This window comes from Kitasatospora sp. NPDC056138 (assembly GCF_042264695.1).
Classification (GTDB): domain Bacteria; phylum Actinomycetota; class Actinomycetes; order Streptomycetales; family Streptomycetaceae; genus Kitasatospora.
On the sequence record NZ_JBHJVK010000170.1, the window covers coordinates 1 to 1,322 of the forward strand.

The following is a 1,322-nucleotide window of genomic DNA, read 5'->3' on the forward strand; positions in this document are numbered from 1 at the left end:
TGGGCGACGTCGACCACCTTCAGGTGTTCCTTGGCGGCGCCCTCGTTCTTCTTGCCGTTGACCGAGTCGGAGAGCATCACCAGGCAGAACGGGCAGGCGGTGGAGACGATGTCGGGGTTGAGCGACAGCGCCTCGTCCACGCGCTCGGTGTTGATGCGCTTGCCGATCCGCTCCTCCATCCACATCCGCGCGCCGCCGGCGCCGCAGCAGAAGCCGCGTTCCTTGTGGCGGTGCATCTCCTGCTGGCGCAGGCCGGGGACCTTGTCCATGATCTCGCGCGGCGGGCTGTAGACCTTGTTGTGGCGGCCCAGGTAGCAGGGGTCGTGGTAGGTGATCAGGCCCTCGACCGGGTTGACCGGGACGAGCTTGCCCTCGTCGATCAGGTGCTGCAGCAGCTGGGTGTGGTGGATGACCTCGAAGTGGCCGCCCAGCTGCGGGTACTCGTTGGCGATGGTGTTGAAGCAGTGCGGGCAGGTGGCGACGATCCGCTTGACCGGCGCGTCCTCCAGCGCGGCGTTCAGCGTCTCGACGTTCTGCGCGCCGAGCATCTGGAAGAGGAACTCGTTGCCCAGGCGGCGGGCGGAGTCACCGGTGCAGGATTCCTCCTTGCCGAGGATCGCGAACTTGACGCCCGCCGTGTGCAGCAGCTCCGCGAAGGCCTTGGTGGTCTTCTTGGCGCGGTCCTCCAGGGCGCCGGCGCAGCCGACCCAGTAGAGGTACTCGACCTCGGCGGGCTCGATGTCCTGGCCGATCACCGGCACCTCGATGCCGGTCTCCTTCTTGAGTTCCTTGACCCAGTCCAGGCGGGCCTTGGTGGCCATGCCCCACGGGTTGCCCTTGTTCTCCAGGTTCTTGAGCATCGTCCCGGCCTCGGTCGGGAACGAGGACTCGATCATCACCTGGTAGCGGCGCATGTCGACGATGTGGTCGATGTGCTCGATGTCCACCGGGCACTGCTCGACGCAGGCGCCGCAGGTGGTGCAGGACCACAGCACGTCCGGGTCGATCACGCCGCCCTCTTCGGCGGTGCCGACCAGCGGGCGCTCGGCCTCGGCGAGGGCGGCTGCGGGGACGTTGGCGAGCTGCTCGGAGGTGGCCCGCTCGGAGCCCTCCATGTCCTTGCCGCCGCCGGCCAGCAGGTACGGCGCCTTGGCGAAGGCGTGCTCCCGCAGGCCCATGATCAGCAGCTTGGGCGAGAGCGGCTTGCCGGTGTTCCAGGCCGGGCACTGCGACTGGCAGCGGCCGCACTCGGTGCAGGTGGAGAAGTCGAGGATGCCCTTCCAGGAGAAGTGCTCGACCTGGGAGGCGCCGAAGACGGCGTC

General features: G+C 68.2%; 1 protein-coding gene. It reads right to left on the reverse strand.

The window, feature by feature from the left end:
• Nucleotides 1-1,322, reverse strand: a 1,322-nt coding sequence (locus ACFC1R_RS38805; protein ID WP_375946428.1) for a (Fe-S)-binding protein, incomplete at both ends; no start/stop codon positions are given.